This window comes from Pseudomonas sp. MWU12-2319 (assembly GCF_023242525.1).
Classification (GTDB): domain Bacteria; phylum Pseudomonadota; class Gammaproteobacteria; order Pseudomonadales; family Pseudomonadaceae; genus Aquipseudomonas; species Aquipseudomonas gingeri_D.
This window is the reverse complement of the sequence record NZ_JALJES010000001.1, coordinates 388,255-413,503: the sequence shown is the minus strand read 5'-3', so window position 1 is coordinate 413,503 and position 25,249 is coordinate 388,255. Positions and strand designations below refer to the sequence as shown.

Annotated in this window: 25 protein-coding genes and 1 tRNA gene; 17 read left to right on the top strand and 9 right to left on the bottom strand. The window is 59.9% G+C overall.

The annotated features are described in order from the left end of the window. Positions 1–215: 215 nt before the first annotated feature. Entirely contained in the window at positions 216–1,880 is a 1,665-nt protein-coding gene (locus tag M5C01_RS01670; protein ID WP_178129734.1) for an electron transfer flavoprotein-ubiquinone oxidoreductase, read from the bottom strand. A gap of 562 nt (positions 1,881–2,442) precedes the next feature. Here M5C01_RS01670 and M5C01_RS01665 point away from each other — a divergent pair. The 14 genes from M5C01_RS01665 to M5C01_RS01600 all read left to right on the top strand — a co-directional run bounded on the left by M5C01_RS01665 (position 2,443) and on the right by M5C01_RS01600 (position 14,103). Continuing rightward, positions 2,443–3,192, top strand: a complete 750-nt coding sequence (locus M5C01_RS01665) for an electron transfer flavoprotein subunit beta/FixA family protein (protein ID WP_152737091.1) — start codon at positions 2,443–2,445, stop codon at positions 3,190–3,192. Positions 3,193–3,194: 2 nt separating this feature from the next. Continuing rightward, a complete protein-coding gene (locus M5C01_RS01660; RefSeq protein ID WP_100940712.1) occupies positions 3,195–4,124 on the top strand; it encodes an FAD-binding protein in 930 nt (309 codons plus the stop codon). Between the two features lie 69 nt (positions 4,125–4,193). Continuing rightward, positions 4,194–5,015, top strand: coding sequence for a transporter substrate-binding domain-containing protein (locus M5C01_RS01655; RefSeq protein WP_152737090.1), 822 nt, complete (start codon positions 4,194–4,196; stop codon positions 5,013–5,015). A 10-nt stretch (positions 5,016–5,025) separates the two neighbouring features. Further along, the gene (locus tag M5C01_RS01650; protein ID WP_178129733.1) at positions 5,026–5,382 is read left to right on the top strand and encodes a DUF4398 domain-containing protein; all 357 of its coding nucleotides are present in this window, start codon (positions 5,026–5,028) and stop codon (positions 5,380–5,382) included. Then, positions 5,379–6,194 (top strand): OmpA family protein, encoded by an 816-nt coding sequence (locus M5C01_RS01645; protein ID WP_152737089.1) that lies wholly within the window; start codon positions 5,379–5,381, stop codon positions 6,192–6,194. Before M5C01_RS01650 ends, M5C01_RS01645 begins: the two co-directional genes overlap by 4 nt. A 332-nt stretch (positions 6,195–6,526) precedes the next feature. Next, positions 6,527–7,969 (top strand): PLP-dependent aminotransferase family protein, encoded by a 1,443-nt coding sequence (locus tag M5C01_RS01640; protein WP_100940706.1) that lies wholly within the window; start codon positions 6,527–6,529, stop codon positions 7,967–7,969. Positions 7,970–8,072: 103 nt separating this feature from the next. Continuing rightward, complete coding sequence (locus M5C01_RS01635) at positions 8,073–8,588, top strand: hypothetical protein (protein ID WP_152737087.1); 516 nt, start codon at positions 8,073–8,075, stop codon at positions 8,586–8,588. A 149-nt stretch (positions 8,589–8,737) separates the two neighbouring features. Then, complete coding sequence (locus tag M5C01_RS01630) at positions 8,738–8,992, top strand: YkgJ family cysteine cluster protein (protein ID WP_103499491.1); 255 nt, start codon at positions 8,738–8,740, stop codon at positions 8,990–8,992. Positions 8,993–9,035: 43 nt separating this feature from the next. Beyond that, a complete protein-coding gene (locus tag M5C01_RS01625; protein WP_152737086.1) occupies positions 9,036–9,641 on the top strand; it encodes an START domain-containing protein in 606 nt (201 codons plus the stop codon). Positions 9,642–9,861: 220 nt separating this feature from the next. After that, positions 9,862–10,098: a hypothetical protein gene (locus M5C01_RS01620; RefSeq protein ID WP_247263424.1), complete on the top strand. Its 237-nt coding sequence runs from the start codon at positions 9,862–9,864 to the stop codon at positions 10,096–10,098. 200 nt (positions 10,099–10,298) lie between these two features. Next, positions 10,299–10,637, top strand: coding sequence for a ribonuclease E inhibitor RraB (locus tag M5C01_RS01615; protein WP_100940701.1), 339 nt, complete (start codon positions 10,299–10,301; stop codon positions 10,635–10,637). Positions 10,638–10,922: 285 nt separating this feature from the next. Then, entirely contained in the window at positions 10,923–12,332 is a 1,410-nt protein-coding gene (locus M5C01_RS01610; RefSeq protein WP_103499488.1) for a circularly permuted type 2 ATP-grasp protein, read from the top strand. An 11-nt stretch (positions 12,333–12,343) separates the two neighbouring features. Further along, a complete protein-coding gene (locus M5C01_RS01605; RefSeq protein WP_100940699.1) occupies positions 12,344–13,294 on the top strand; it encodes an alpha-E domain-containing protein in 951 nt (316 codons plus the stop codon). Beyond that, on the top strand, positions 13,291–14,103 hold the full coding sequence (locus tag M5C01_RS01600) for a transglutaminase family protein (RefSeq protein WP_103499487.1): 813 nt from the start codon (positions 13,291–13,293) through the stop codon (positions 14,101–14,103). The genes M5C01_RS01605 and M5C01_RS01600 overlap by 4 nt, the downstream gene beginning before the upstream one ends. A gap of 4 nt (positions 14,104–14,107) precedes the next feature. On the opposite strand, the gene M5C01_RS01595 is transcribed toward M5C01_RS01600, so the two are convergent. Together M5C01_RS01595 and M5C01_RS01590 are read right to left on the bottom strand one after the other, a co-directional pair. Continuing rightward, entirely contained in the window at positions 14,108–14,908 is an 801-nt protein-coding gene (locus tag M5C01_RS01595; RefSeq protein WP_152737085.1) for a cytochrome c, read from the bottom strand. Further along, positions 14,905–15,369, bottom strand: a complete 465-nt coding sequence (locus M5C01_RS01590; RefSeq protein ID WP_103499485.1) for a rhodanese-like domain-containing protein — start codon at positions 15,367–15,369, stop codon at positions 14,905–14,907. Before M5C01_RS01590 ends, M5C01_RS01595 begins: the two co-directional genes overlap by 4 nt. 629 nt (positions 15,370–15,998) lie before the next feature. On the opposite strand from M5C01_RS01590, the gene M5C01_RS01585 reads away from it, so the two are divergent. Continuing rightward, entirely contained in the window at positions 15,999–16,727 is a 729-nt protein-coding gene (locus M5C01_RS01585; protein WP_103499484.1) for an amidotransferase, read from the top strand. A gap of 61 nt (positions 16,728–16,788) precedes the next feature. Here M5C01_RS01585 and M5C01_RS01580 read toward each other — a convergent pair whose 3' ends face one another. The 3 genes from M5C01_RS01580 to M5C01_RS01570 all read right to left on the bottom strand — a co-directional run bounded on the left by M5C01_RS01580 (position 16,789) and on the right by M5C01_RS01570 (position 19,778). Then, positions 16,789–17,760 (bottom strand): magnesium and cobalt transport protein CorA, encoded by a 972-nt coding sequence (locus M5C01_RS01580; RefSeq protein WP_103499483.1) that lies wholly within the window; start codon positions 17,758–17,760, stop codon positions 16,789–16,791. Positions 17,761–17,829: 69 nt separating this feature from the next. Then, positions 17,830–18,567 (bottom strand): 1-acylglycerol-3-phosphate O-acyltransferase, encoded by a 738-nt coding sequence (locus tag M5C01_RS01575; RefSeq protein ID WP_152737084.1) that lies wholly within the window; start codon positions 18,565–18,567, stop codon positions 17,830–17,832. A gap of 521 nt (positions 18,568–19,088) precedes the next feature. Further along, positions 19,089–19,778, bottom strand: a complete 690-nt coding sequence (locus M5C01_RS01570; protein ID WP_152737083.1) for a crotonase/enoyl-CoA hydratase family protein — start codon at positions 19,776–19,778, stop codon at positions 19,089–19,091. 320 nt (positions 19,779–20,098) lie between these two features. Here M5C01_RS01570 and M5C01_RS01565 point away from each other — a divergent pair. Continuing rightward, positions 20,099–20,188, top strand: a tRNA-Ser gene (locus tag M5C01_RS01565). A gap of 214 nt (positions 20,189–20,402) precedes the next feature. Here the strand turns inward: M5C01_RS01565 and M5C01_RS01560 are convergent. Together M5C01_RS01560 and M5C01_RS01555 are read right to left on the bottom strand one after the other, a co-directional pair. Next, positions 20,403–20,633, bottom strand: coding sequence for a ribbon-helix-helix protein, CopG family (locus M5C01_RS01560; protein WP_255914366.1), 231 nt, complete (start codon positions 20,631–20,633; stop codon positions 20,403–20,405). Positions 20,634–20,998: 365 nt separating this feature from the next. Further along, complete coding sequence (locus M5C01_RS01555) at positions 20,999–21,466, bottom strand: Bro-N domain-containing protein (RefSeq protein ID WP_152737080.1); 468 nt, start codon at positions 21,464–21,466, stop codon at positions 20,999–21,001. Between the two features lie 710 nt (positions 21,467–22,176). Between M5C01_RS01555 and M5C01_RS01550 the strand changes: the two genes are divergently transcribed. After that, positions 22,177–24,099: a methyl-accepting chemotaxis protein gene (locus M5C01_RS01550; protein WP_152737079.1), complete on the top strand. Its 1,923-nt coding sequence runs from the start codon at positions 22,177–22,179 to the stop codon at positions 24,097–24,099. Positions 24,100–24,276: 177 nt separating this feature from the next. Here M5C01_RS01550 and M5C01_RS01545 read toward each other — a convergent pair whose 3' ends face one another. Further along, positions 24,277–25,146, bottom strand: coding sequence for an AraC family transcriptional regulator (locus M5C01_RS01545; RefSeq protein ID WP_152737078.1), 870 nt, complete (start codon positions 25,144–25,146; stop codon positions 24,277–24,279). Positions 25,147–25,249 lie beyond the last annotated feature (103 nt).

The window sequence follows — 25,249 nt, the reverse complement described above, 5'->3', positions numbered from 1 at the left end:
AGAGCGTGAGGGCGCTAAAAGCTTCGCGGGCAAGCCCTGCTCCTACAGTTAAACGTCGATCACTGATGTTGTGTACGACACGACATTGTAGGAGCAGGGCTTGCCCGCGAAGAGGGCCTTGAGGACGTTACAAGCTCTGCGGATAGCACAAACTTCAGTGCATTCTCAAGTAAGCAGAAAGGCCCCCGAAGGGGCCTTTCTGTTGTGCCGAGGACTTACATGTTCGGATAAGTCGGGCCGCCGGCGCCTTCCGGGGTGACCCAGGTGATGTTCTGCGAAGGGTCCTTGATGTCACAGGTCTTGCAGTGCACGCAGTTCTGGGCGTTGATCTGGAAACGCTTGGCACCGTCTTCCTGGGTGATCACCTCATACACACCGGCCGGGCAGTAACGCTGTGCCGGCTCATCATAGAGCGGCAGGTTCTTGCTGATCGGGATGCTCGGGTCTTTCAGCTTCAGGTGGCAGGGCTGCTCTTCTTCATGGTTGGTACCCGAGATGAACACCGAGCTGAGCTTGTCGAAGCTGAGCTTGCCGTCCGGTTTCGGATAATCGATTTTCGTCGAGTCCTTCGCCAGCTTCAGGCAGGCATAGTCCGGCTTGGTGTCGTGCAGGGTGAACGGCAGTTTGCCGCCGAAGATATTCTGGTCGAGCCAGTTGAAGCCGGCACCGACGATCGGGCCGAACTTGTGCATCGCCGGGCCGAAGTTGCGGCTGGCGAACAATTCTTCGTACAGCCAGCTCGATTTGAACGACTCGACGTAGCTGTGCAGCTCATCGCCACCCTCGGCACCGGCCAGCAGCTTCTCGGCCACGGCTTCGGCGGCGAGCATGCCGGACTTCATCGCGGTATGGCTGCCCTTGATCTTGGCGAAGTTCAGGGTGCCCAGGTCGCAACCGATCAGCGCGCCGCCGTTGAAGACCATCTTCGGCAGCGAGTTCAGGCCGCCCTTGCAGATGGCGCGGGCGCCGTAGCTGATGCGCTTGCCGCCTTCCAGGTACTGCTTGAGCACCGGGTGATGCTTGAGGCGCTGGAACTCGTCGAACGGCGACAGGAAGGTGTTGCTGTAGGACAGGTCGACGATCAGACCCACCACCACTTGGTTGTTTTCCAGGTGATAGAGGAACGAGCCGCCGGTGTTCTCGGCGCTCATGATGTCCAGCGGCCAACCGGCGGTGTGCACCACCAGGCCTGGCTCGTGCTTGGCCGGATCGATTTCCCAGATTTCCTTCAGGCCGATGCCGTAGTGCTGGGCATCGGCATCGCTGTCGAGCTTGAAACGCGAAATCAGCTGCTTGCCGATATGCCCACGGCAGCCTTCGGCGAACAGCGTGTACTTGCCGCGCAGTTCCATGCCGGGGGTGTAGAGGCCGTCTTTCGGATGGCCTTCACGGTCGACACCGAGGTCACCGGTGATGATCCCGCGAACCACGCCGTTCTCGTCGAACAGCGCTTCCTGGGCGGCGAAGCCCGGGTAGATTTCCACGCCCAGGTTCTCGGCCTGCTGGGCCAGCCAGCGGCACAGGTTGCCCAGGGAGATAATGTAGTTGCCTTCGTTGTGCATGGTCTTGGGCACAAAGAAGTCGGGAACCTTGGTCGAGGTCTCGTGACTGCGCAGGACATAGATGTCGTCGCGCTTGACGGGAGTGTTCAGCGGCGCGCCGAGCTCTTTCCAGTCCGGGAACAGTTCGTTCAGGGCCCGTGGCTCGAACACCGCGCCGGAAAGGATATGGGCACCGACCTCGGAACCTTTCTCCACGACGCAGACGCTGATTTCCTGACCCGCTTCGGCCGCTTTCTGTTTCAGCCGGCAAGCGGCGGACAGGCCTGCGGGGCCGGCACCGACGATGACCACGTCGAATTCCATGTATTCGCGTTCCACAGACTCTCTCCTACTCAAGGCTCACATTTTTCTAATTGGAGGTTTGGTGTCGCGCTCCAGTATTCCTGCACCACGTCGGGAGGAGGATCACGGATGAGACATCTTTCTCTCTAGGCGGCGCATTATATCTACACCACTACCAGCGTCCAATACAAACGTTTGTTTGAATTCGCTGCAGGCTAGATAAATCAAAGAAGCGCGGCTTATGACTGGCCATTTTGCCGTATTGACCGGAATGGGCGTTCCGGTCAAGATACGGGCGGTTTCGCGCTCGCCGTAGGCTGAATCAAGGATTCAGGAGCCCCTCTAAAGACAGGGCGAAGGCAGTGGGAAGTACAGCGGCATGCCGTTCTGGCGCGGAGTTTACACGCCTTGACGGTTCATGACTGCCCGGTCACGTCCGACGGACGGTATAGGGTGGTCGGCGTTGGTATTTTCCTTATCAAGTGCCGGCGTTTTTGGAGGTGCCCTTGTGCTTCTTATGGAGTCGTGCGCCGTTGAGCATCAACCGCCAGGATGAGTCCTGGCGATTTCCTTTTCACCGGAGAGTAACGAGGAATCCATGAAGGTTCTTGTAGCTGTCAAACGCGTTGTCGATTACAACGTCAAGGTCCGCGTCAAGGCGGACAATTCCGGCGTCGACCTCGCCAACGTCAAGATGTCGATGAACCCGTTCTGCGAAATCGCAGTGGAAGAAGCGGTACGCCTGAAGGAAAAAGGCGTCGCGACTGAAATCGTCGTCGTCTCCGTTGGTCCGTCCACCGCTCAGGAGCAACTGCGCACCGCGCTGGCCCTGGGTGCCGACCGTGCCATCCTGGTTGAATCGGCTGAAGAGCTGACCTCCCTGGCCGTGGCCAAACTGTTGAAAGCCGTTGTCGACAAGGAACAGCCACAACTGGTGATCCTCGGCAAACAGGCCATCGACAGCGACAACAACCAGACCGGCCAGATGCTGGCGGCCCTGAGCGGTTATGCCCAAGGCACCTTCGCTTCGAAAGTCGAAGTGTCGGGCGACAAGGTTGCCGTGACCCGCGAAATCGACGGCGGCCTGCAGACCGTGTCGTTGAGCCTGCCGGCCATCGTCACCACCGACCTGCGTTTGAACGAGCCGCGTTATGCGTCCCTGCCGAACATCATGAAAGCCAAGAAGAAGCCGCTTGAAGTGCTGACTCCGGATGCTTTGGGCGTTTCCACCGCCTCCACCAACAAGACCCTGAAAGTCGAAGCGCCGGCTGCTCGCAGCGCCGGGATCAAGGTCAAGTCGGTTGCAGAACTGGTCGAGAAACTGAAAAACGAAGCGAAGGTAATCTGATCATGACTATCTTGGTAATCGCCGAACACGACAACAAGGTCGTGGCTCCGGCCACCCTGAACACCGTGGCTGCCGCTGCGAAGATCGGTGGCGACATTCACGTGCTGGTTGCAGGCCAGGGCGTGGGTGCCGTCGCTGAAGCCGCTGCGAAAATCGCTGGTGTGTCGAAAGTACTGGTGGCTGACAACGCCGCCTACGCCCATCAACTGCCGGAAAACGTCGCTCCGCTGGTTGTCGAGTTGGGCAAGGGCTACAGCCACATCCTGGCTGCTGCCACTTCCAACGGCAAAAACATCCTGCCACGGGTTGCCGCGCAGTTGGACGTCGACCAGATCTCCGAGATCATCTCGGTGGAAAGCGCTGACACCTTCAAGCGTCCGATCTATGCCGGTAACGCCATTGCCACCGTGCAATCGAACGCCGCCGTCAAGGTCATCACCGTGCGTGCCACCGGTTTCGACCCGGTTGCCGCTGAAGGTGGCGCTGCTGCGGTTGAAGCGGTTGCCGCTGCTCACGATGCAGGCAAATCGTCGTTCGTTGGCGAAGAGCTGGCCAAGTCCGATCGTCCTGAACTGACCGCTGCCAAGATCGTCGTTTCCGGCGGCCGTGGCATGCAGAACGGTGACAACTTCAAGCACCTGTACGCCCTGGCCGACAAGCTCGGTGCCGCGGTGGGTGCTTCCCGTGCCGCGGTCGACGCCGGTTTCGTACCGAACGACATGCAGGTCGGCCAGACCGGCAAGATCGTCGCGCCACAGCTGTACATCGCTGTCGGTATCTCCGGTGCGATCCAGCATTTGGCCGGTATGAAGGACTCCAAGGTGATCGTCGCGATCAACAAGGACGAAGACGCACCGATCTTCCAGGTCGCCGATTACGGCCTGGTGGCGGACCTGTTCGAAGCCGTACCCGAGTTCGAGAAGCTGGTCTGATCCAGCGGCTTGGCTTATAAAAGAACCCGGCCTTTTGGCCGGGTTTTTTTTGCAAGGGAGATTCACTTCATGGACAGGCTTCGCGCCGTTGCGCTGTCACTGCTGCTGGGCTTGCCCGTATTGGCCCCGCAGGCCCAGGCACTGGGCAAATGCGAGCGCCTGATCGTCACCGGCAGCCCGGATTCGCCGCCGTACCTGTGGCGCGATCCGCAGGACCCGGTGCACCTGATCGGCGCCAGTGCCGATCTGCTGCGCCAGGTGGCGGGGGAGTTGGGGCTCAAGGTCGAGGTGCTTTACGGCGGCAAACGTGCCCAGGCCCAGGAAGAGGTGCGCAGTGGGCGTATGGATCTGCTGGTGGATGCGCCCATCGCCCTCGATGAGCTGGATTCGCTGGACTATATCCACCCGGCGCTGGTGCGCAACGACTTCCTGGTCTGGACCCGCAAGGATTCGCCGCTGCTCTACAGCAGCGCCGAGGACTTGCGCGGGCACACCGGGGCTATCTCGGAAAAGGCCCGGCTGACCCAGCCGTTCAGCACTTTCAGCAAGGAGCGCCTGACCCTCCAACGTACGCCGGCCTTGACCCCGGCTTTCCATAAGCTGCTGCTGGGCGAGGTCGACTACGTGCTGGCCGGGCGTTATGCCGGCATGGTCACGACCCAGGCCCTGGGCATGGCCAACGACCTCAAGGCCTATCCGCAACCGGTCGACCAGCCCGGTCTGTTTCTCGCCGTTTCCCACAACTCGGCCTGCAATGATCCCTGGTTGCGCGGACAGTTGGCGAAAAAGATGACAGAATTGCCCGCCTCCGGCCTGACCGAAGCCGCGCTGCAGCGCAATCTGGAGCGTTGGAAGGCGCAGTTGCAACCGGTCAGCGCCCCAAAACCCTAGGGATTTTTTTGTGAGTATTCGACCTCTATTTGCGGCCCTGGCCGTGCTGGCGCTGGCGGGCTGTGCCACCGACCCGGCGCCGAACGAGCAGATGCGCCTGACCGAGCGCGCCATCGCGCAGGCCCATGCCGTCGGGGCCAACGCCAACGATGTCCCTGAGCTGAAAATGGCCGAGGACAAGTTTCGCCGGGCCAAGGCCAATATGCTTGAGGATGCTTTCCGTGGTGCCCGGCGCAAGTCTGAACAGGCCGAGCTGGATGCACGCCTGGCCGAAGCCAAGGTCCTGACCGAGAAGAGCCAGGAGCAGGTCACGCTGCTCAACACCCGCATCACGCGCCTGCGCAAGCAACTGGAGACGGCTCAATGATCTATTCGAGCGCAAGGGCGGGGGGCCTGTTGTTGCTGGCCTGTGTCGGCTTGTACGGTTGCGCCGGCCAGAACGACAGCGAGGCGGCCTTGCAGGCGGCGTCGGCGAGTTTCCAGAAGGTCAAGGAAGACGCCAATGTGCTGCGTTATGCGCCCAAGGACGTGATCCGCGCCGGTGAATCCCTGTCCCGGGCCGAGCGCCTGTCCGGCTATCTGGGCAGCGCCGGTGATGTCGAGCACTACGCCTACCTGAGCGAGCGTTATGCCGACATTGCCCGAGAACACACCGAAACCGCGTTGAACCAGGAGCGGGCGGCCAAGCTGGAACTGGAGCGTCAGCGCCTGCAACTGGCGTTGCGCGAAAGCAAATTGCTCAGCGTGCAGCAGCAGGGCAAGTGGGTAGAAGAGCAGATCGCCAGCCTGACCAGTAACCAGAAGGATCGCGGCCTGGTGATGACCCTCGGCGATGTGCTGTTCGACACCGGTGAGGCGGAACTGAAGAACTCGGCCAACCGCACGGTGCTCAAGCTGGTGCAGTTTCTCCAGCTCAACCCGCGTCGTATCGTGCGTATCGAGGGCTACACCGACAGCACCGGCGATGCCGACGGCAACCTGAAACTGTCTCGCGAGCGCGCGCAGTCGGTGGCCGATATGCTGGTGGACCTGGGGATCGACGAGAAGCGCATCCAGGTTGAAGGTTATGGCGACCAGTACCCGGTGGATGTGAACGCCACCGAGCGTGGACGGGCACAGAACCGTCGGGTTGAGATTGTCTTTTCCGACGAGAAGGGCCAGCTCGGCGCGGCGCGCTGACGGCTGTCGGTTTGCAACGAAGACCCGGCCCCCTCAAGGCGCCGGGTTTTTTGTGCCTGTTACCCCCTTGAAAACACCGTGCAGTCCTGTAGGAGTCCGGCTTGCCGGCGATGGCGTCCGGGCGGGCAGCGCAAGGCTCGAGGGCCTCATCGCTGGCAAGCCGGCTCCTACAGGGGAATGGGGTGTTTGCGCGATGGTAGCTGCCCGTACAGTTTTACTTCTCTTGTCACTGTATTGTCGACTATTGTAGAAACTGTGCCAGTACACTTTTGAACTGTTCCGGTATCGTTGCTTCCAAGAATAAAAATGCCGTTGAAACCGAGTGCCGCTTCATGACCAACCTATTGCTCTACCAACGTATTGCGCAGCAGCTCGCCGAGGATATCCGGCGGGGCGTCTATCAGCCGGGTGAGCGGGTGCCGTCGGTGCGCAAGATGAGCTCGCAGCTCAATGTCAGCCACGCCACGGTGCTGCAGGCCTATGCCAACCTGGAAGACCAGGGGCTGATCCGCGCGCGTCCGCAATCGGGCTATTACGTTCACCAGACCCCGGCCCTGACCGCGCCCACGCCGGACATCGCCCGGGTCGAGCGACCAGGGCTGGTCACCCGCAGCAGCATCATCCAGCAGGTGCTGGTCGAGTCCCGTCGTGAAGGGGTGTTTCCCTTCGGTGCGGCGGTGCCGTCGGTGGATTACCTGCCGGTGCGCGCCCTGCACCAGCAATTGGCCAAGGTCACGCGCTTCCACAGTCCGCGGGCCTTCAGCTACATGTTCAGCCCCGGTTTCGAACCCTTGCGCCGACAGGTGGCGATTCGCATGCGCGATGCCGGGGTGGTGATCGACCCTTCGGAAGTGGTGATCACCCACGGTTGTGTGGACGCCCTGCAAATGTCGTTGCGGGTGCTGACCCGGCCGGGCGACCTGATCGCCGCCGAATCGCCGACCTATTACGGTCTGCTGCAACTGGCCGATCTGCTGGGCCTGAAAGTCATCGAGATTCCCAGCGACCCGTCCACCGGCATGAGCCTGGAGGCCCTGCAACTGGCGGCCAACCAATGGTCGATCAAGGCCCTGGTCCTGACTACTCGCCTGAGCAATCCGCTGGGCGGGACCATGCCGGAAGAGCGGCAGAAGCAGTTGCTGCGCCTGGCCTCGGACTTCGATATCCAGATCGTCGAAGACGATATCTATGGCGAGCTGATGTTCGAAGTCGGCCGGACCAAGGCCCTCAAGGCCTATGACCGACTGGACCGGGTGATCTACTGCTCGAGCTTTTCCAAGACCCTGTCCCCCGGCGTGCGCATCGGCTGGATGATCGCCGGCAAGTTCCAGCAGGAAATCCAGCGCTTGCAGACCTTCAGTACCCACTCGGCGTGCAGCGTGACGCAGATGGCGGTGGCGGCCTACCTGGAGAACGGCGGCTATGATCGACACCTGCGTTATATCCGCCAGGAGTACCGGAAGAACCTGAGTGCCTTTCAATTGGCGGTTCAGCAGTTCTTCCCGGAAGGGACGCAGATGACCCGGCCCACCGGCGGCTTCATTCTGTGGGTCAGCCTGCCCGGACGGGTCAACACCCAGGAGTTGCATGTGCGGGCGCTGCAGCAGGGCATCAGTATCGCCCCGGGGTTGATCTTCAGTAACACCGAGCAATTCAACCACTGTATCCGGCTCAACTGCGGGATCCCCTGGAACCGCGAGGCCGAACGGGCATTGATGACCCTCGGCATGCTGGCCAGCCAGCTGTGCCAGGAGACCGCGGCGGGGCTTTTGTAACGGGATGGCTACAGGAATGGACGACCCCGGATGATCGCCTGCTTGTCAGGAGGCGTTCAACAGGCGAGCATATGCGCCCTCTGTCGTCCACGTCGTAGAGCCTATGAAAGCGACTTTTTCCATTCGTTTGCTGTTGATGATCCTGCTGACAGGCATGGGCGCGGGGGTGGCTGTGACGGCGCAGGCCCAGGCCAGCAGCGTGCCCGCGACGACGGAGAAGCCGCTCGGGACCCCGGCCAGCAGCGTCAAGCTGGTGAAGAAAAAGCCGCTGCCGAGTAAACGGGCAACAACCCGGAAGGCGCCGCCGGGCAAGGCCAAGCGACGTGCACCGATTGCCGCCAAGGCCGTGCCGGCCAGTGACGCGCTGAACACCAAGCTGCCACCGGCCCAGCTGGATCTGAGTCTGCCCCAGGAGATGGTCAAGCGTCTTGAACCGCTGGGCGCAGTGCCGTTGTCGAAAAGTCGGCCGTTGTTACCGCAGCTATTCGAAAAAACGCCTGAACAGACACCTTTCCAGCTCAACGGGCGCTTGCTCAAGAATGAGATGGACCTGCAGCTGCGTAACGAAAACCGCAAGGAAGTCGACGGTGCGGCCCTGGATTTTGAATTCAAACAGTAAAACGGCCGCTCCCTGCACAACGCTTCGTCGGTGACTGCCCGGTCATGGGGCTTATCGGTGAAAAACAATTATGCGACCAATTTTAAACAGCCGTTTTAGCGGTTACTCTGTCTTCCACACACCGTTTCCCTTGTCAGGAGCTTGTCGTCATGAAGTGCCGTGAGGGCTGTGGCGCTTGTTGCATCGCCCCTTCCATCAGTACACCGATTCCGGGTATGCCCAACGGCAAGCCGGCGGGAGAACGTTGCGTGCAACTCTCGGTCGAAGGTCTGTGCGGCCTGTTTGGCAAGCCTGAACGGCCCTCTGTGTGCGGGGCTTTCCAGGCCGATCCCGAGGTATGCGGTAGCAGCAGTGAAGAGGCTATCCGCTTGATCGGCTGGTGGGAGCAAATGACAGCGGCTTAAGGTGTGTTCAATGACCGGAACTTCAACAATAAGGAATAAAACAATGAGTTCGCTGCATCGAATGGCTGTGGTTTGTGGTTTGACTGTCTTGTTGAGCGGTACTGCCTACGCGGAAAACTGGGAAACGGCCAAGGATCAGGACGGCATCAAGGTTTCCCTGAGTGAAGTGGCCAACTCCCAGTACAAGGCCTACCGTGGCGTGACCCTGATCAAGGCACCCGTGGCGAAGATCCAGGCGCTGCAGGAAGACGTGGTCGGCGCCTGTGCCTGGATTCACGAGTGCAAGTCGCAGAAGCTGCTGAAGAAGGACGGTGACCTGAGCTGGACCTACACCCAGTTCAAGGCACCGTTCCCGGTCACCGATCGTGACTCGATCTTGCAGATCACCACCACCAAGGGCGCTGACGGCAGCCTGACCCGCGCGCTCAAGGAAGTGCCGACCTACCTGCCGGAAGAGAAAGGTTATGTCCGTGTCGCCCAGGTCGAAGGCTTCTGGAAGCTGGTGCCCAAGGACGGCGGCATGACCGAAGTGACTTACCAGGTGCATACCGAGCCGGGCGGCAGCGTGCCATCGTGGCTGGCCAACAAGTTTGTGGTCGATGCGCCGTTCAATACCCTCAAGGCCCTGAAGGAACGCGCGGAGAAGTGAGGGGCTGAAACCTTGTCGGAATGTTCACGGACCTTGTGAACCTGGCTTGTCGGCGAAGCTTTTAGCGGTCTTGAGGGCCTCTTCGCGGGCAAGCCCTGCTCCTACAAGGTTATGCAGTGTTTTCCAGGGCTTGTGCGGCTCAAAGCAGGTTGAACGATCTCCCGTGCCCCACAGTCCAGATGTTATAAGCCCATCCATGGGCTTTACCGAGGAGGCACCGATGAGCAAGTGGGCAGTTACCTTCGTCGACGATCATGGCGTGCAGGACACCGAACAGTTCGAATGCGCCAGCCAACCGGACCTGGAACAGGCCGCGCGATTGATTCGCGCCAAGCTGTTGCCGGTTCCTGCCACACTGGACCTCAATGACCTGGAAGGCCGTGCCCCGGACCCGACAGTCAAAAGCCTGAAGGATCAGAACAGCATCGAGATCCTCAGTATCACGCCTTTACCCTGAGCGCGTTTTTTCCTCTGTATTCCCTCTGGCAGAGGCGATGTCATCGCGCTACTCTGCAAGGGAGATCAGCGAATGATTCGCTATAGGTCTGGTCTTGTCAGCTACATGCTTGTTTCCCGTTTGTCGTATCGCCAGCGCCGTTCGGTGCCTGGTTCGGGAGTACGGAAAGTCTATCCAACGCTTGCTGAGGAGGACGTTTCATGAGCACAGCCTATCAAGAAGACATCAGCAGCAACGTGCTGCGCCGCATGAAAGAAGGCGGTTTTGATTTCGCACGCATCCATCCCATCGAGTTCTATGCCGTTTTCCCGGACGAGGAGCGGGCGCGCAGGGCGGCAGGCAAGTTTCGCGGTGAATCCTTGAATGCCCAGGTCAGTGTCCGCGACGACGGCGCCTGGTACCTGGAACTGAGCAAGGTGATGTACGCCACCTATGGCGGTATCGGTGACTTCGAGCAGAACTTCGGGGCGGTGGTCGAGCCCCTGGGCGGTACGATCGAAGGGTGGGGCGTCAAGCACCCGGTGCGGGCACTCAATTGAGTGCACTTCTTCTTTCAACCAGCAACGGCTGACCCAAGGGTTGGCCGTTTTTGTTTATCACGCACAAAAAAGGACCGCCCGCGCAGGCGGACAAACTCTGACTATGCTGGTGGATAGGCAAAGCCTGCTTCGCAATGAGGCGCTGCTGATTACATTGGGGCGTTTACTGCACAGTGATGGTGCGGCGCAAGTTGGATGATTATCCAACCTGTTGATATTAAAGCGTTTATGCCGATGGCACGGGCCTTGCGAAGGCTCTTGTGACCGGGTGACAAGGAGCACGGCATGATCCGCACCTATTTTGACGAGATGTACGATGCCGGCGGACAGGTCCGCCCGCATTACCGGGAATTTGCTCGTTGGCTGGCCGACACTCCCGAGGAGTTGTTGGCACAACGGCGACGTGAGGCCGATCTGCTGTTTCATCGCGCCGGGATTACTTTCACCCTCTATGGAGACGAGCAAGGCACTGAACGGCTGATTCCGTTCGACACCATACCCCGCAGCATTCCCGCCAGTGAATGGCGTGTCGTGGAACGCGGCTGCATCCAGCGGGTCAAGGCGCTGAACATGTTTCTCGCCGACCTCTACCACGAACAACGAATCATCAAGGCCGGGATCATCCCCGCCGAACAGGTCCTGGCCAACGAGCAGTACCAGCTGGCCATGCAGGGCCTGAACCTGCACCGCGATATCTACTCGCATATTTCCGGGGTCGACCTGGTCCGTGATGGCGACGGCAGCTACTACGTTCTCGAAGACAACCTGCGCACTCCCAGCGGCGTGAGCTACATGCTCGAAGACCGCAAGATGATGATGCGCCTGTTCCCCGAGCTGTTCGCCGCCCAACGCATCGCGCCCATCGACCATTACCCCAACCTGTTGCTCGACACACTGAAAAGCTCCAGTCCCCTGGACAACCCGAGCGTGGTGGTACTGACGCCCGGGCGCTTCAACAGTGCGTTCTTCGAGCACGCGTTCCTGGCCCGGGAAATGGGCGTGGAACTGGTGGAGGGGGCCGACCTGTTCGTGCGTGACGACAAGGTCTTCATGCGTACCACCGACGGCCCGAAACAGGTGGATGTGATTTATCGCCGCCTCGACGACGCCTTCCTCGATCCGCTGGCCTTCAACCCCGATTCGATGCTCGGTGTGCCCGGCCTGCTGTCGTCCTACCGGTCCGGCAATGTGGTGCTGGCCAATGCCATCGGCACCGGGGTAGCGGACGACAAGTCGGTATACCCATTCGTCACCGATATGATCCGTTTCTACCTGGACGAAGAGCCGATTCTGAAGAACGTGCCGACCTGGCAATGTCGCAAGCCCGAGGAACTCTCCCACGTGCTGGCGCATCTACCTGAATTGGTGGTCAAGGAAACCCAGGGCTCGGGCGGCTACGGCATGCTGGTGGGGCCGGCGGCGAGCGCCGCGGAAATCGAGAATTTCCGTGCCCGGCTCAAGGCCAAGCCCCATGCCTATATCGCCCAGCCGACGTTGTCCTTGTCGACCTGCCCGACCTTTGTCGAGAGCGGCATTGCCCCGCGCCATATCGATCTGCGTCCATTTGTCCTCTCCGGTCGCGAGACCCGCGTGGTGCCGGGCGGGCTGACCCGCGTCGCACTGCGCGAAGGCTCCCTGGTGGTGAACTCGTCCCAGGGCGGCGGCACCAAGGACACTTGGGTGGTCGAGGATTAAGGAAGCCTGACATGCTAAGTAGAACTGCCTCGGATTTGTATTGGATGTCGCGTTATCTGGAGCGCGTGGAAAACCTCGCGCGGATGCTCGACGTGAGTTATTCGTTGTCGTTGATGCCGCAGGACGGTCGTGGTGACGGCCTGCACGAAATGGCCATGCCGTTGCTGATCACCGGCACCCTGGACGACTATCTGGAGCGCCATGGCGAGCTGCATGCCGACCGGCTGCTGCACTTCTTCGCCCTGGACGCGGCCAACCCGGCGAGCATCTTCAGCTGCCTGCGGGCGGCACGGGCCAGTGCCCATGCGGTACGTGGGCGGATTACCGCGGACATGTGGGAAAACATCAACGCCACCTGGCTGGAGATTCGCGGCATTGCCGACCAGGGCCTGGGGCGTTATGGCATGAGTCGTTTCTGCGAGTGGATCAAGGAACGTTCCCACCTGTTCCGTGGGGCGTCCTACGGCACCATCATGCGTAACGATGCTTTCCGTTTCATTCGCCTGGGTACCTTTATCGAACGGGCCGACAACACCCTGCGCCTGCTGGATGCCCGCTATGACATGGCCGGCGACCAGGCTGACGCGGTCAGCGACGGCACGGCCCACGCCTATTACCAGTGGAGTGCGTTGCTGCGGGCCTTGTCGTCGTTCGAGGCCTACACTGAGATCTACCGTGACGCCCCGGGCGCGCGGCAGGTCGCCGAACTGCTGTTGTTGCGTGCCGATGTGCCGCGCTCATTGCGCGCCTGCACCGAAGAAATCGACCAGATCCTCGCCAGCCTGCCGGGCATCAACGGCCGGCCGGCCCAGCGCCTGGCCGCCGAGATGGACGCGCGACTGCGCTACACCGGTATCGATGAAATCCTCGATGAAGGCCTGCACACCTGGCTGATCGAGTTCATTCCCCTGGTTGCCGAACTGGGCAACGCCATCCACAGTTCCTACCTGGAGGCTGCATGAGACTTTCCATTAGCCACGAGACCACCTATCACTACGAGGATCAGGTTCGGGCGAGCATCCAGTATTTGCGTCTGACCCCCCACGACAGCGAGCGCCAGCACGTGCTCAGCTGGCAACTGACCCTGCCGCGTCCGGTGCGGGCGCAGCTCGATCCGTTCGGCAATATCCTCCACGTGCTGACCCTCGACGAGCCCCATGAAGCCATTATCATCGGCGCCCGGGGCCAGGTGGATATCGACGAGCAGCGCGAGGCCGAACACGAGAGCCAGTCGGCCTTGCCGTTCTTGCGCATGACCCGTTTGACGGAACCGGACGATGCCCTGCGCGGCTTCGCCGACAAGCAATGCCGCAAGCGGCGTGATCGCAGCGCACTGATCGATCTGATGCAGGCGCTGAACCAGCACATGACCTACACGCCGGGTGCCACTGAAGTCGACACCAGTGCCGCCCAGGCCTTTGCCCGGCGCGCCGGGGTGTGCCAGGACCATACCCACGCGTTCCTGGCGTGCGCACGCAGCCTGGGGATTCCGGCGCGGTATGTGTCGGGGTATCTGTACAGCGAGAACAGCGAGCACCTGGCCAGTCACGCCTGGGCCGAAGCCTGGCTGGACGACGCCTGGTACAGCTTCGATGTGACCAATCAGTTGTCCCGGCCCGAGCGCCATCTGAAACTGGCGGTGGGCCTGGACTACCTTGATGCTTGTCCGGTCCGTGGCATGCGCCGGGGCGGCGGCTGTGAGCAGATGCACGCCAAGGTGCTGGTGTCACCGACGCCGGTGTTGCCGGTCCTGTCGGTGCAGCAGCAATAACGTCTTAGAGCGGCTGTTTGCGCTTGGCCATATGTTTCAAGTACGCCACCAGCTGATCCAGTTCGCCGTCCGGCAGCACCGCCGGGGCGAACGCGGGCATCTTCGCCTGCGGCCAGTGCCGCAGGCTCTGCGGGTCGCGGATATAGCGCTTGAGGTAGCCCGCGGCGAAATATTCGGTGGGGTTGTAGGGCACGTTCAGGTCCGGTCCGACCTGTGCGTCTCCGGCACCGTTGAGTCGATGGCAGGCCATGCAGTTTTTCTGGAACAGGGCAAAGCCCTTGTTCACCGGATCATTGGCCGCCAGCTTCGGGTCCGGACGCAGGGCCGGGAAACGTTCGGCCACCGGGGCCAGGCGTTGGATACTGGCCATCTGGTAGGGCCATTGCTCGGGACTGATATGGCCGGCCTGCGGGTCTGTCCAGACCAGGTAAAACGGCCCGGCACTCGGTTTGCCGTCAGCCAGTGGCGGCCATGGCTGAGCCGGATCCTCCACCGCCAGCCAGGCTTGGGCGCCTTGGCGGTTCAACAGTGGGGCGGCGCCCATCTCGGCGGCAAAACCATCCAGCGCCACCGCCTGTAGATGATCGTCGGCCTTGATGCCTTGCAGCAATGTTGCCATTGGCACGGCGCGATAGGTCATATCGCGCTTGTAGGAGACATCATCCTTGACGGTGATGGTCTGGGCCTGGCCCAGCAGTTCCTCGGTTTGCCAGGTCCGGCTGCCGCTGCCCTGGGGCAGTTCCAGTTGCGCGGCGTAAAGGGCAGGGCAGAACAGCAGGGCGGTGAGCAGTATCAGCGGTTTCATTCGGCAGGAGGACCTGATGGTGCGGCCTCGTCGGCCGTGTTGTCGTCGTTTTCGAAGACCCAGCTCGGGGTGTCTTCGACATGGTCGAAGATCGCGTCGCGCAATTCTTCGTAATTACCGCCGTTGACGATGCCGAGGTAGCCATGCTTGATCAGCGTGTCTTCGGCATCGAGGGCGTGCTGGTTGGTGTCGCTATAGATGACCACCGTGGCGCTGGGATCGAACACCACCTGGCGCAATTGGTAGGCCAGGCCCTCGGCGTTGTTGCCGGTGCCGTCCTCCAGGGCCAGGTCGACTTGCAGCGAGTTGTGCACATTGCCGGCGGCGAAATCGGCGTTATTACGCAGATCGAGAATCAGCGCACCGTCGCGGATTTCGTCCACCGCGCGATTCACATCGATAATGCCGGCCTGGGCGGAAAAGCTGATGAGCAGCGCGGTAATGATGATCCAGTAGCGCATGAGTCACCCTCCATCGAGTCATGGCTCAAGATTGGCACACAAAACCGCACTTCGGTAGTGAACCCGTAAGGGTCGGTGCGGGGTTGCCGGGAAACACGCCACAGAGCGTCTAGCCGATCACTTTGGTGAGGTTCGGCAGGATCAATAGTAAGGTGGTGGCGATGACGATGAGACCGGCTTGACGGATTTTCGAATGTTTGAACATGGCGGACTGCCTTTTGTTGTTATTCCTGACGACGACTACTGACAACAATGCTAAAGCTGACGTAGACGATGCCTCGGCAAAACCCGACGGCCATCGCTACAGGCTTAACCTTAGAGCCCGCGTCACACTTGGCTTAGAACCATTTCGTATCATTAGATCAGGAAGTCTTTTTAAAAAGGCATGAGGCATATCGCCAGCCGGCTAGCGGGCCTTTTGCTAGACACGTGCAAGGGTGAAAAGCGACTGTCCCTTAGCAGACTACCGTTCGTCCGAGTGTGAGGGGCACGGCCGTTCGGCCTCCCTTTCGTCGGTTTGCCGGCAAGCTGAACCGGAGCTTGCGAGCGCGCGTTCTGTGCTTGCCTTGAAAGCAGGTTTCAAGGCAGGCTCGGGTTTCATTCTTTATCTTTTTGTGTCAGGTATTTTTATGTCGTTACGCATCTGCATTCTGGAAACCGATGTCCTGCGCCCGGAACTGGTCGATCAATATCAGGGCTACGGGCAGATGTTCGAGCGCCTGTTCTCCCGGCAACCGATCGCGGCCGAGTTCAGCATTTACAATGTGATGCAGGGCAACTACCCGAGTGACGAGCTGAGTTTCGACGCGTACCTGGTGACCGGCAGCAAGGCCGACTCCTTCGGCAGCGATCCGTGGATCCAGACCCTCAAGGTTTACCTGCTCAACCGCTACGAGCGTGGTGACAAGCTGCTGGGCATCTGCTTCGGTCATCAATTGCTGGCGCTGCTGCTGGGCGGCAAGACCGAGCGGGCGACCCAGGGCTGGGGCGTGGGCATCCATCAATACAAGATGGCCGCCAAGGCGCCGTGGATGAGCCCGGTGCGCGAAGAACTGACCTTGTTGATCAGCCACCAGGACCAGGTCACCGCACTGCCGGAAAATGCCACGGTGATTGCCTCCAGCGATTTCTGCCCGTTTGCCGCGTACCACATCAACGACCAGGTGCTGTGCTTCCAGGGGCATCCGGAATTTATCCACGACTACTCCCGGGCGCTGCTGGAGATCCGCCAGGAGTTTCTTGGCGAGCAGATCTACTCCAACGGCGTGGCGAGCCTGGTGCACGAGCACCACGGCACCACTGTTGCGGAATGGATGATGCGTTTTGTGGCGCATAAGCCAGAGGCGGCATCGGCCTGAACTGGTGAGGGTGTCGATGGGGGCCTTCAGGGGCCTGGGCGGCCCCATCACCGGCGTTGAGTTATAGCCAGCCGGATCTCTTGAAGCTGGCCCATAACGTCACGCAGCCTACCGAGATGAACCCCAGGACGGCAAAGTAGCCGTAATGCCAACTCAGCTCCGGCATATTCTGGAAGTTCATCCCGTAGATCCCGGCCACTGCCGTCGGAAACGCCAGGATCGCCGCCCAGGCGGCGAACTTGCGCTGCACCACGCTCTGGCGCGCCGCCTCCAGCAGCACGCCGATCTCGATGGTCTGGCTGGCGATATCGCGCAGCGTCGCCAGGTCTTCCATCTGGCGGGTGACATGGATCTGCACGTCACGGAAATACGGGCGCATGTTCTTGTCGATGAACGGGAAGTCCAGGCGCGACACCTCCTCGCTGATCTCCACCATCGGCGCGACGTAGCGGCGCAGGCGCAGCACGTCCCGGCGCAGATGATGGATGCGCTGGATATCGCCTTCGTTCAGGGCGCTGCCGAGCACATTCTTTTCCAGCTCGTCGATCTCGGCGTGGATGGCTTCGCTGACGGGCTGATAGCTCTCGGTCACGAAGTCGAGCAGGGCATACAGCACAAAGTCCTCGCCGTGCTCCAGCAGCAGCGGCCGTGCTTCGCAGCGTTGCCGGACGTGGGCGTAGGATTTGGAGTGGCCGTTGCGGCAAGTGATGATGTAGCCGTTGCCGGCAAAGATATGGGTTTCGATGAACTCCAGCTTGCCTTCATGGCGCACCGGCGAATAGGTGACGATAAACAGTGCATCGCCGAAGCTTTCAAGCTTGGGCCGGCTGTGTTTTTCCAGGGCGTCTTCAATGGCCAGTTCGTGGAGATTGAACTGCTTTTGCAGGTTGGCCAGTTCCTGGGCGTTGGGCTCTTCGAGGCCGATCCAGACAAAGTGGTCGGGCTTGGCCGCCCAGGCACTGCCTTCATCGAGTGTGATATCCCGGACTTTCCTGCCGGCACTGTAAACCGCCGAGGCAACGACTCTACCCATAGTGCTGATCACTTCTTCTTTTTTGAGGGAGGGGCGGGGTGCAGCTTATCCCGCCGTGCCTGATCAGAGTCAGCAAACGCGTGGGAGTTCGGGGAAAAGTTGTCGATCCATGGCTTCGATGCAGGTGCGCATCTGCTCCCGGCATTCGGCGATCAGCATGGGCATATCGTCCAGCGTCAGCCCGGCGGTGGGAATCGCCGGCAGCGAGCGGATCAGGATCTTGCCGCTGCGCCAGCGGTTCAGGCGCATGTGCTTGATATAGCTGCTGACACACACCGGCACGATTGGCACACCGGCGGCAATGGCCATCTGGAACGCGCCTTTCTTGAACGGCAGCAGTTCTTCGCCCAGGTTGCGCGTGCCTTCCGGGAAGACCCAGATCGAGGTGTCCTTGTGCTGCAAGGTTTCGGTGGTGGTCAGCATGGAACGCCGGGCTTTGTGGGCGTTGCCGCGGTCGATCAGTACATTGCCGGCCAGCCAGAACAGCTGGCCGAACAGGGGGACCCACTTCAGGCTTTTCTTGCCGATGCACACGGTGCGGCGGGGGACCACATTGCCGAAGACGAACAGGTCATAGTTGGATTGATGGTTGGCGACGATCACACAGCTTTGCGGCTGGTTCAGCAATGCACCGACCTCGGCTTTCACCCGCAGGCGCAGGATGCACATCGCAGGCAACGCATAGAGGCGGGCACACAGCCGGCTGTTGTCCGGATTGAAGGGGCGACATAGCCCGAGCAACACACCGAGCACCCCGGCCAACACAAAATGCAGTCCCATCAACAACATACGCAGCAAAAACAACATCTACAGGTTCCGCCCGGACAAAAGGTGGCGCAGTGTACGGATGTGCACTGTTTTCGGCAATTGCCGTCTGTAGCCGGGAGATGGCGATGTTTTAGCGCATGTTTCCGCTTGCTGGCGACAGGTGCGGGCTAGAGCGGTTGCGAGGTTGTGCCTTGCAAAACGGGGAGTCGCTCCAGAGATACCTCGCCCGAACACACATGCTGGATACGACCACAATCCTGTAGGAGCAGGGCTTGCCCGCGAAGCTTTTGGCGGCCTTGAAGGCCTCTTCGCTGGCAAGCCAGGCTCCTACAGTTGGTCGTCATACACAAACTCTGCATACACCAAAAATCTGTAGGAGCAGAGCTTGCTCGCGAAGCTTTTGGCGATCTTGAAGGCCTCTTCGCGGGCAAGCCCTGCTCCTACAGTTTTGTGCCGTACACAAAATCGATGAACGGCGGAAGACTGTAGGAGCAGGGCTTGCCCGCGAAGCTTTTGACGGCCTTGAGCGTGCCTGTGCGCTGAAGGCCTACACCCGAGGCTTAGCCCATATGTTCCTGATCGAGAATGATCGCGTTATCCAGGGTGTCCAGCAGCGCCTTGCGCACTTTCAGCTTGGTGTTCTTGTGGGCGGTCATATTGATCTTCTTCAGCGCCTGGGCGGCGGCGAGTGCGGTGTCCTTCAGCGCATCGGCGGCTACCACCTTGTCGAGGAAGCCGGCATCCACGGCATCCTGCGGGTTGAACATCTCGCCATTGATCACCGAGCGGTGGAATGCCGAACGACGCAGGCGATCGCGGGCCAGTTCGATCCCGGCGTGGTGCATGGTCATGCCGATCTGCACTTCATTCAGGCCGATGCTGAACGGCCCTTCGACGCCGATGCGATAGTCGGCCGAGAGCAACAGGAAAGCACCCTTGGCCACCGCGTGCCCCGGGCAGGCGACGATCACCGGGAAAGGGTGGGACAGCAGGCGGCGGGCGAGGGTGGAACCGGCGGTCACCAGGCTGACGGCTTCCCTGGGACCGGCGGTCATCACTTTCAGGTCGTAGCCGCCGGACAGGATACCGGGCTGGCCGGTGATGATCACGATAGCGCGGTCGGCGGTGGCCTGGTCCAGGGCGGCGTTGAACGCGGCAATCACGTCCGGGGAAATGGCATTGACCTTGCCATTGCTCAAGGTCAGGGTCGCGATACCGTCGTCGAGGTGGTAAGAGATCAATTCACTCATGACGCAATTCCTTATATAGAAGTGGGGCAGACGTTACCCAGCCGTTGGGGTCAGGTAAAGCGCCGTGACTGACTGGTGAGTCAGGCTTTTCCGCCCGTGGGCCGGGTGGACGGCTTGCGGCGGGCCTGCTGTGGAGAGGATAGAGCGCTACGCGCCGGGCCGGAGATTGGCGGTTTTGCCCTGCTCCGCGGGCCGAGGGGCTGGGGGAGTGCGACTGATCGACTTAACCGCATGAAAATTCTGAAAAAAACCTTTGCCATCGGAAAAGCTTTCGACTACATTAGCGCGCCTCGACAGACTGAATAGGTTTGACGAGATACGGTGAAGTGTCCGAGTGGCTTAAGGAGCACGCCTGGAAAGTGTGTATACAGGAAACTGTATCGAGAGTTCGAATCTCTCCTTCACCGCCACATTCTGCAAACACAAACCCCTGATTTTCCTAGAGAAAGTCGGGGGTTTGTGGTTTTTGGCGTCTGAAAAAGGGCGTTATATCGCGGGAAGCTGCGCCAGCCGTTGAGCGCTGGCACGGACCTCAATCATGAAGGCTTGAGCTGCTTGTGGGTTGTCCGAGCCGCGATATAGGCGGCTGCGTCATCCAGATTCTTGATTGCGGTTTTCAGCCACTCAACGCGCGTCGGCACCCCACTTCCTGAAGGTGGCTTCCACTTCCTCATCCGTGGCGAAGTCGCTCATATCAGCTTCTTCTACAGCACGCTGAATCTCGGCGATTTGCCACGTTTTACGAGCTAGGTAGTCGCGTAGGGCGTCGATGGCAATGGCAGATTTACTACGACCAGTCGCTTTTGCCTGGTTGGCGAGGGTGTCAGCCATCTTGTCGGGGAGGTGCGCTAGCAGTCCGTCGCGAATAATGTCCAAGCCTGTCTGAGACCTGGCTGATGAGAGTACGGCCGCGTGCATACGAGGCTTTGGCTTGTGCATTGGGCTTGTCTTCACGCATGTGCTGAACAAAACGCGTAGCGTCGTTATCACTCAGCTCAACGCAGCCGAAGATGTCGCTTTTGATTGCCATTGGCATTTCCTTGCAGCAGTCACCGCTGTTTTGTCATTTTTTTTGCATCGTAATGACGATGTCGACTGACTGTTTGTCGATCACGCCCGCCTTATGCAATGCAGTCAAGTCATCACGCCAGAGAGGATTGTTTTTGAAGTAAGCCGCATCATCGTTTCTCTTCGGTGATGCGGCTTATTACCAGTTTCAACTAGAGCGGCATTCTTTCCGTCGGCTGTATTAGCCCTGGCATATCTCGCCACCTGACCCACGCCTCGTTCTGCCAATGCAGCAGACTGACCGCATGACCTGCCCAGTGTAGCGAACTAAGGCTAGGACCTTGATTGGGGATGCTTGTCTGGATATTTCTCAATGCAGGAATGACTTCATGTGTCAGCCATTGCCGCAGACTCTGGTTTTCCGGGATGTGATGGTGAACCATCAAGGCGTAGACGCCCGACTCACTGACCATCAGGGTTTCCTGGATTTTTCCATGGTAGTTCAGCCAGAGCATGCGGCGCTGATCGCTGTCGAGCTTGCGAGCCAGACGCTCGTCCAGTGGACGGCCCATCAGGCGACCAAGGTCAGTCAGGCTGAACCAGGCTTGTGATTCCAGCATCAGGGCATGGATAAAACGATTATGACGAGGGAAGCGCGTGGTTTCGAAGTGTTCGTTCATGTTGAGGTGTCCGAGTAGTTATTAACTGGAGCCGCCTCGTATTCACAGGACGCCAATCCTGTATCGCTGAATGTACAGTGATGAATGAACCCTAACGCCGAACGGATAGCTGGGAAAGGGGAAATAGCGCTGGATTTTGTAAGAAAAGGCGTTGTTTTAATTGGCGGACGGATCAACAAGTGCAGGTCCACTCATGGACGAGCCTGTAAAATTCTCACCACGCACTCTCCGCTGGTCAGCAGCGATGCCAGGGATGTGCCATGCCATATGCTGGACGAGGGGAGTTGCAGGAGCGCAATGGCCTGTAGCCAACCGGCGGACTCGCTGACTGACTCCGGGATCCCTGATTCGCGTGAAACCTTTTCGGTGATAGTGGCCTAGCGCTATCATCCGGCTCCGGTTCTGAGTATCCTGAGCAAAAGTCCTTATCCCAGCGGGGCTTGCCTTGATCTCGATCTATCCAAGAGTGGTTTCCGAGAACCTCGAATAACTCGCCTCAGCCATTCCATCCGTATGGATATGTTGAGGAAAGTAACGGCTGCTCTTATTGCCATCAAACAGCTGTGGATAACATCGAGAAAAAACCAATAAAAACGTTCCTTCGAAGCCATATCGCGCCTGTACCTGCCATGGAAAGATCACCGGTGGTCCCCGGGGACAGCTCCCTGTTGCCCCGAAAACCAAAAACCGCATGCATTGTGGAGGATTGAATGAACAAATGGTTCGGCAATATCAGCGTCAACCTCAAGCTGGCCCTGGGCTTCGGCCTGGTACTGGCACTGACCACTGTCCTTGCCCTGACCAGCTGGACCAGCCTGGACAAGTTGATCTGGCGCAGTGATCGGATGGGCGATATCACCTTGTTAAATACCTTGCTGAACAAGGTGCGCGTGGCTCGCCTGCAGTACATGCTGAGCAATGGCGATGAAGCAGCGGCCCAGAACGTGCAGTCCGCCCTGGACGCATTCAGCACCCAGGATCAAAAACTGACCCAGACGTTCAAGAACCCGGATTTTGTGAAACTGCTTGGAGAACAGGCGGTCATTATCGGCAAATTCCAGCAGTCGCTGAATAAAATGCATGACGCCTATCGCGCCCGCAACAGTGCCCGACAAACCTTCAGCGATAACGGCGCGGCGGCCTTGAAGCTGATCGATGCGGTCAGTAGTAGCGTGCTGCAAATGCCTCCAGGCGACGCAGAGCGTATCGAACGCTTCCAGGCCGTCGCCCAGACCAGGGAGCAGTTCCTGCTCAGCCGTTTCGAAGTACGCGGCTACATTGCCGGGGCTAACGCGGATACCGAGCAGAAGGCCATCAACCAATTAAATGGAGCCATTGGCAGCCTGAAACAGCTTGGCGAACATTTCGGCTCGCCCCTGCCGGATGCATTGCGCCAGTTGGAAACCGCCCTGGGCAATTACCGAACCGCCTTTCTGGGCTACAAAACGGCCAATGATGTCGTTACCCAGACGGGCAAGGAACTGGCCGACCAAGTGGTCGAGATATCGGCTCGCAGCGAGGCCCTTTACCAGGGGCAGGTGGACAGCCGCAATAGCGAGGTCAGCCAGACGCGCATGATGCAATTGGGCAGCACCCTGTTGAGCTTGCTGTTCGGCATCCTGGCCGCGGTCATCATCACCCGCCAGATTACCCGACCGATCCGCGAAACCCTCGGCGTCGTCGAGCGCATTGCCGGTGGCGACCTCACTCACAACCAGGTGGTCACTCGCCGTGATGAACTGGGCACGCTGCAACAAGGCATCCAGCTCATGGGCGAGACCCTGCGCAACCTGATCAGCGGTATTCGCGATGGTGTCACGCAGATCGCCAGTGCCGCCGAGGAACTGTCGGCCGTGACCGAACAGACCAGCGTCGGGGTTAACAGTCAGAAGGTCGAGACCGATCAGGTCGCCACCGCCATGCACGAAATGAGCACCACCGTGCAGGCTGTCGCGCGCAACGCCGAACAAGCCTCGCAAGCCGCCGCGGATGCCGACGGCCAGGCCCGTGAAGGTGACAAGGTGGTTGCCGAGGCCATCGCGCAGATCGAACGCCTAGCGGCGGAAGTGCTGCGCTCCACCGAGGCCATGACCCTCCTGCAGCAGGAAAGCAACAAGATCGGTAGCGTCATGGATGTGATCAAGGCCGTGGCCGAGCAGACCAACCTGTTGGCGCTCAATGCCGCCATCGAAGCCGCCCGTGCCGGTGAGGCCGGTCGTGGTTTTGCCGTGGTCGCCGACGAAGTTCGCAGCCTGGCCCAGCGCACCCAGAAGTCTACCGAGGAAATCGAAGGCCTGGTCGCCGGCTTGCAGAGCGGTACCCAGCAGGTGGCCAACGTCATGAGCAACAGCCGTAGCCTGACCGATAACAGCGTTGCGCTGACGCGCAAGGCCGGTGTCTCACTGGGAAATATCACCCGCACAGTGTCTGACATCCAGTCGATGAACCAGCAGATCGCCGCCGCCGCCGAGCAACAAAGCACCGTGGCCGATGAGATCAGCCGTAGCATCATCAACGTCCGCGACATTTCCGAGCAGACCGCCGCCGCCAGCGACGAAACCGCCGCCTCCAGCGTCGAGCTGGCCCGCTTGGGCAACCAGTTGCAGATGATGGTCAGCCATTTCAAGGTTTGACGGAGCAAGGTGGAGTGGGGGACCGGTTTATCCCGCCAGCCAACCCACGCCTCGCTCAGCCCATGCCGCCGACTGACTGAATGACCCGCCCGTGTAGTGAACCGCGGCGGGTTCCGGTCCTGCCTCGAGGTTATCCATTCGCTAGGGCCTCGCCAGTGCGCGGGAATCGCAAACGTTTCAGCCACCGAGGCTCTGAACCAGGTTATCGAGCATTTCAATGGTCGCAGTGTCCTGTATCGGTTGCGCGACTACAGGCACTTCACGCTGGCGCATCAGGCGGTATTCGCTGGGCGTACAGTTGGCGAACTGCTTGAAGGCGCGGGCGAAGTAGGACGGATCCTTGAAGCCGGCTTCATAGCCGATGCTGGTAATGGGCATCTGGCTGTTGTCGAGCAGTTCCTTGGCGAAGTTCATGCGCTTGTTCAAGATGTAATCCGTGAAGCCGAGCCCGTAGGCTTCCTTGAACAGGCGGCTGAAGCGAAAGGCGGTCATGCCGCAGCGCTGGGCCAGTTCCTTCTGGTCGATACTGTCCCGGAAATGCTGGTCGATATACAGCAGTACATTGCTGAGCGCCTGGTGTTTCTGGTGGCCCGGGGTCATCCGGATACTGCCCGGCAGGGTCGGGGAATGGTCGATCTGCGGTGTCTTGCGCTGGTCTTTGACATGACGACGCAGCTTGTGGAGCTGGGCTACAGCCGCCAGGTAGCGATTCCTCTCGGAGACTGAAAGGGGCAACACCAGGTATTCCCAGACACAGGAACGCATGGCCCATACAGCCAGCTCTTCGGAGTGCTGCACGGTGAACATGGTGATGGGGATGGTGGGGGCGCTGCGTTTGGTCTCCAGCAACATCCTCAGGCCCGGTGTGTCCGGGCGATCGAAATGGATGCAGATCATGTCGGCCTGCATCTGGCTGGAGAACACCGACTCTTTCGCCAGTTTGCAGTCGCAGGCGTGCTCAAACTGCGTGATGAGCTCGCTTGTGGAGTGATCGTGGGTCCGATCGAACCACAGTAGTGATGGTTTCCTGGTCACGTTAGACGTCATGTGCTGGGCTCTGAGGTGCGTGCCGCCATCCACTGAGTAGTATTGTCAATTTGATATCATTTTTCAGACTAAATCCTGCTAAGGAGATCTTATTTTAGTTCTA